Genomic DNA, 4,971 nt, shown 5'->3' with positions numbered 1-4,971 from the left:
GTCAGTTACCTAATTTTCAGGGAAAAAGTACCTGAATTTTACCCCCGATCCCTCCAATGGTCGGCACTTTTTGAGGTCAAAAAAGTCTAAAAGCCTTATCCAACAAGGTTTTTAGATTTATTCAGCAAGCCCTAGTTAAAGCGTCAAGTACAATTTCTTGGGCTTCCTTGGGAAACTTTTGAAAATCTTTCCGTGCCGCTTTAATCCAAGATATAGGACGGGTATTACGCATTCGCTTATGGTGATATAACTGATACCACCGGTCAAGCCCCATTATACCTAAAGACCATCAATTTGATGCTTATCGAGGGTCATAACTCCCTTTATAGGTTGTAAAAATTTGATAACCAGGTAAAACTAAGCTGATACCCGCAAAACTATGTATTGTTCCTGGATAACTTTCTTCTGCATCACTACCCCCCAATCGCCAACAAAAAGAACCCAACCAAATATAAAAGCCTGTAATCAGTGCGTCCATCGAATAGGCAATATGCTTTAACTGAGGGTTAACTTCGTTTGATGATCCCTTTTTTTGAGAAACTTTTATTTTCATTTATTTTCATTATTTTAAACTTATACTCATTTAAGAACTATACCATATTTTTATTAGCATTGACGATGACAATTATCACAATTCCACACTTAAACCCTTTGGTGCGATCGCTGATATGGTAGGTTGGGTTGAGGAAGGAAACCCAACGCTAATCAAAGATATTTGAAGGCCTTATTATCTTCAACCGTCCCATCGAACTAAGATAGTGCAAGCTTAAAGATGGCTTTTAGTTGTCAGCTAAATTTTTGCGCCAATTTCGTCAAATTGCTTCAAGAGATTTGATTGCGAACGCCACTGAAAGCAGCGTATGCGATCGCTATAGCATCTACAGCATCATTAATGGGCATTTTTGTCAATCCGAATAAATACTTAATTTCTTCGGCCACCTCAGCTTTAGTGGCCTTACCATGGCCCAGATGACATTTCCAACTAGCTTGATGGAGAAAAATCGGTTCAATTCCCCCATCGCGACAGCTAACTAGATTGATAATTCCCAATGCTTGCAGGACTCCACCGGCTGCCTTGATTTGCCGGTTAAAAAAGGGCATTTCCACGGCAATTTCCCCCGGTTTATATTCTGCGATTAACTCCTTTAAATCCCGTTCAATTTCGATCAAACGCTGGGCAGTAGAAAGATTTTTAGAAGTTTCGATCGTGCCGTAATCGACTAAAATCGGCATTAACTCACTATTATCCCGGAGAATAGCCCAACCGACAATCGCTAATCCGGGGTCGATACCCAACCAAGTAGTCATAGATTAAGCCAAAAAATCTTGGACGATTTGGAGGATTCTTTGGGATGCTTGTCCATCTCCAAAAGGATTAATTGCATTAGCCATACGATCATAGGCGATTTTATCCCCTAATAATTCTCCCGCTTCTGCTAAAATTTGCTCCGGATTAGTCCCAATTAATTTCGCTGTTCCCGCTTGCACTGCTTCCGGTCTTTCTGTGGTTTCTCGCAATACTAAAACTGGTTTTCCTAAACTAGGGGCTTCTTCTTGAATGCCCCCAGAATCAGTTAATAATAAATAACAGCGTTGAATCGCCCCCACTAACTCGGCATAATCGAGAGGTTCAGTTAAAAATACCCTGGGATGATTGCCCAAAGCGGACTGAATTGGTTCTCGGACGGTGGGATTGCGATGCAGGGGTAATAATAGGGCTGTATCGGCATATTTTTCTAATAACAAAGTGAATCCTTTGATAATATCCTGTAAGGGTTCGCCCCAATTTTCCCGGCGGTGAACCGTGGCTAATAAAACCCGATAATCTGACCAATTTAGGCCCGCAATTTGACATTCTGGCGCGGTTTTGGCTACGGTTAATAAAGCATCAATAACCGTATTGCCGGTGTGGTGAATATTTCCTGTCACCCCAGATTTTTGTAAATTTTCTACGGCTAAAGTTGTGGGAGCAAAATGTAGGGTAGTCAGTTGAGAAATTAGGCGACGATTAGCTTCTTCGGGATAGGGATTATAGATATCATTCGTTCTTAATCCGGCTTCCACATGGGCGATGGGAATTTGTTGATAAAAAGCCGCTAAAGCAGCAGCAAAAGCAGTAGTAGTATCACCTTGCACAATAATTAAATCTGGTTTTATGCGCTCAAAAACTGTTTCTAAACCGCGTAAACTGCGGCAAGTAATATCAGTTAAGGTTTGACGGGTTTGCATAATATCCAGATTTTCATCTGCTTTTAAAGCAAATAATTCCATCACCTGCGCTACCATTTCTTTATGCTGTCCCGTCAGAATTACATGGGTTTGAAACTGTTCCGATTCTTGAAAAGCACGAATAACGGGAGCTAATTTAATCGCTTCGGGACGAGTTCCAAGAGTAATACAAATTGATTTCGACATATTATTATCAGTTATCAGTTATTTTAGCCGTCAGGAGACAGGAGACAGGAGACAGGAGATAGGAGATAGGAGACAGGAGACAGGAGACAGGAGATAGGAGATAGGAGATAGGAGACAGGAGACAGGAGACAGGAGACAGGAGACAGGAGACAGGAGACAGGAGATTATTTTTATTTATTCTCCCTAATTCATAATTCATAATTCACAATTCATAATTCATAATCTATCGCTTGAATTGTGCTGTTTTGTCATTTTTCACTGGTGGGAGGTTGTTGAACGATAAATTGGGGATAGAGTTGCATTTGCTGAGGATTTAAAGGTCGAGAGATGGTCAAAACTTTTTGTTTGGCTAACTCTTGAGTCATGGTATCTAAAGTTTGAGCGATACGCAAATTATATTCTAATTGTTCGCCAGAAGAAAGCAAATTACTTAAGCCATCAATTAAACGTCTTAAATTCTCGCGAAATTGGGGATCACCGATTAACTCATCGATATCGGAGGTGATTTTTTGAGTATTTTCAAAAGTCACCCTAGCGGATTCGAGAGTTTTTTGCAGTACGACAATTGTAGCAGGATCGTTAATAGTTTTAGTAATTTCTCGTAAATTATTCGATGTTTCCACCGCATTATTCAAAATAGTCTCGATATTTTGCATGACTTGTTTAGTATCAATTTCATCTAAACCTGCATTCAACCTCATGGCGGTATTATTGAGATTATTAGCGAGACTACCAATACCTAAACTAGCTTGATTAATATTATCGAGAGTATTAACAATTTGTCCCCGATTTTCGCTGAGAACAGCATTGAGATTAGCGACTAATTGGGAAGATTGTTGAAAAGTTCTGCTGATTTGACTGCGATTTTCCTGAACGGTATTATCTAAAGTATTGACAAAACGGGAGGCATTATTAGCTGTATTAGTCACCGAGCGACTGGTGGTAGCTAATTCCAAAGATAGACGAGAGATTTCTCTTTGGGCATTACGGATAGTCTGGGAGGTATCATCGGATAAACGGGCGATTTTTTGAGCTGCTATAGCGGTATTTTTGGTGACATCATTGAGATTACCCACAAATTCAGGACTGGTAAAAGTATCCACTAAACGACCAACACTAGACATTAATTGTGTTCCTGTTGTCCCCTGTAAACGAGTATTATTACAGAGAATTAGCTGTTGATCACAGTCGGGACTCAGAGGGTCGAGATTTTTGGACTCAGCACTTAAAGAAACTAAGGGAGTGATATCGATGGCTGCCTCCCCAATTAATCCGGAAAGATTGGTAGTAACAGTTACCTTCCTAGGCATAACTAAGGTAGCAGAAGCAATCTCGGCAATAACTTCCACTTGATTACTCCCCGGGATAAAACTCGTAATTCTTCCCACTCTCACCCCGCGAAAACGCACCGGCGCCCCGACTTGTAACCCTTCCACGTCGGCAAACTCGAAGATTAATTGATAGGTTTTCTGACCAAATCCCCCCCCCCGAACCCAGATAGCGAGCGCCCCAAAGACTAATAATCCGCCTAGAGCAAACAAACCTAGTCTTCCTTCCCGTAAAGCTCGCGAACTCTGCATGATTTTTCTCTCATTCTCGATAGTTCTTAATTTAGCTTAATCTAGCTTAAACGATTGTCCTAATCGGGCCTTCAATGCTGGCACTAAAAAATTGCCGAATCATGGGATGATCGGTACGATCGATATCTGCCACTAATCCCTGCCATTGCACTTTTCCCTGATAGAGAAATACTACTCGATCGGCGGTGCGTCGGATGGTGCTTTGTTGGTGAGAAACCATCACATAAGTGTTCGCAGACCCCGATTTTTCATGGAGAGTCCGCACTAGATCCTCGATAATTGTGGAAGCTATCGGGTCTAATCCGGCGGTAGGTTCATCATACAGCAGTAATTCAGGATTATCGGCGGGATTATCGGGATTAGTGATAATAGCGCGGGCAAAAGCCACCCGTTTACGCATTCCCCCCGATAGTTCCGAAGGATAAAGGTTACTAATTCCCTGTAAACCGACCATTTCCAAGCTTTTTTCCACTAATTCCCTAATTCTGGCTTTTTTTAAATTAGTTTGTTCATAAAGATAAAAACCGACATTTTCCCCGACGGTGAGAGAATCAAACAGGGCCGTTTGTTGAAAAACTAAGGAAGTTCGCATCGCTTCTCGACCATCTTCTAGCAATCCCTGACGCAATTGACCTTTAATACGAATTTCTCCAGCATTTATCCCCGTTAATCCCGCAATTAACCGTAAAACCGTTGATTTTCCCGTTCCCGACGGCCCGATAATTACCAGGGCCTCCCCTCGATAAATGGTTAAATCTAAACCTTCGAGAATAACATTATCCCCGAATCTTTTCGATACTCCTCTCAATTCAATTAACGGTTCTTTCATCGTCGCTTAATTAGGGTTTGCTGAAAAAGTTTTTCCTAGGGGCAGGGTGTAGGGTGTGGGGTGTGGGGTGTGGGGTTTTACCGATTTTGAGGGGGTCAATTACCTAATTTTCAGGGAAAAAGTCCCTGAATTTCCCCCTGATCACTC

At 41.5% G+C, this 4,971-nt stretch carries 6 protein-coding genes; all 6 read right to left on the bottom strand.

Going from position 1 to position 4,971, the window contains the following annotated elements:
- Positions 1-301 precede the first annotated feature (301 nt).
- The 6 genes from PX482_RS14020 to PX482_RS13995 all read right to left on the bottom strand — a co-directional run bounded on the left by PX482_RS14020 (position 302) and on the right by PX482_RS13995 (position 4,824).
- A complete protein-coding gene (locus PX482_RS14020; protein ID WP_002763128.1) occupies positions 302-553 on the bottom strand; it encodes a hypothetical protein in 252 nt (83 codons plus the stop codon).
- Positions 554-822: 269 nt separating this feature from the next.
- Positions 823-1,308, bottom strand: coding sequence for a crossover junction endodeoxyribonuclease RuvC (locus PX482_RS14015; protein WP_061432552.1), 486 nt, complete (start codon positions 1,306-1,308; stop codon positions 823-825).
- 3 nt (positions 1,309-1,311) lie between these two features.
- The gene (gene wecB, locus PX482_RS14010) at positions 1,312-2,415 is read right to left on the bottom strand and encodes a non-hydrolyzing UDP-N-acetylglucosamine 2-epimerase (protein WP_002763125.1); all 1,104 of its coding nucleotides are present in this window, start codon (positions 2,413-2,415) and stop codon (positions 1,312-1,314) included.
- Positions 2,416-2,422: 7 nt separating this feature from the next.
- Positions 2,423-2,614, bottom strand: a complete 192-nt coding sequence (locus PX482_RS14005; RefSeq protein ID WP_071825132.1) for a hypothetical protein — start codon at positions 2,612-2,614, stop codon at positions 2,423-2,425.
- Positions 2,615-2,663: 49 nt separating this feature from the next.
- Positions 2,664-3,995: an MlaD family protein gene (locus tag PX482_RS14000; protein ID WP_002763123.1), complete on the bottom strand. Its 1,332-nt coding sequence runs from the start codon at positions 3,993-3,995 to the stop codon at positions 2,664-2,666.
- A 46-nt stretch (positions 3,996-4,041) separates the two neighbouring features.
- Positions 4,042-4,824 (bottom strand): ABC transporter ATP-binding protein, encoded by a 783-nt coding sequence (locus tag PX482_RS13995; protein ID WP_002763121.1) that lies wholly within the window; start codon positions 4,822-4,824, stop codon positions 4,042-4,044.
- Between the last annotated feature and the right edge of the window lie 147 nt (positions 4,825-4,971).

The organism is Microcystis sp. M53602_WE12 (assembly GCF_030065455.1).
In the GTDB taxonomy this organism is placed as follows: Bacteria; Cyanobacteriota; Cyanobacteriia; order Cyanobacteriales; family Microcystaceae; genus Microcystis; species Microcystis aeruginosa.
This window is presented reverse-complemented; position numbering and strand designations above follow the sequence as displayed.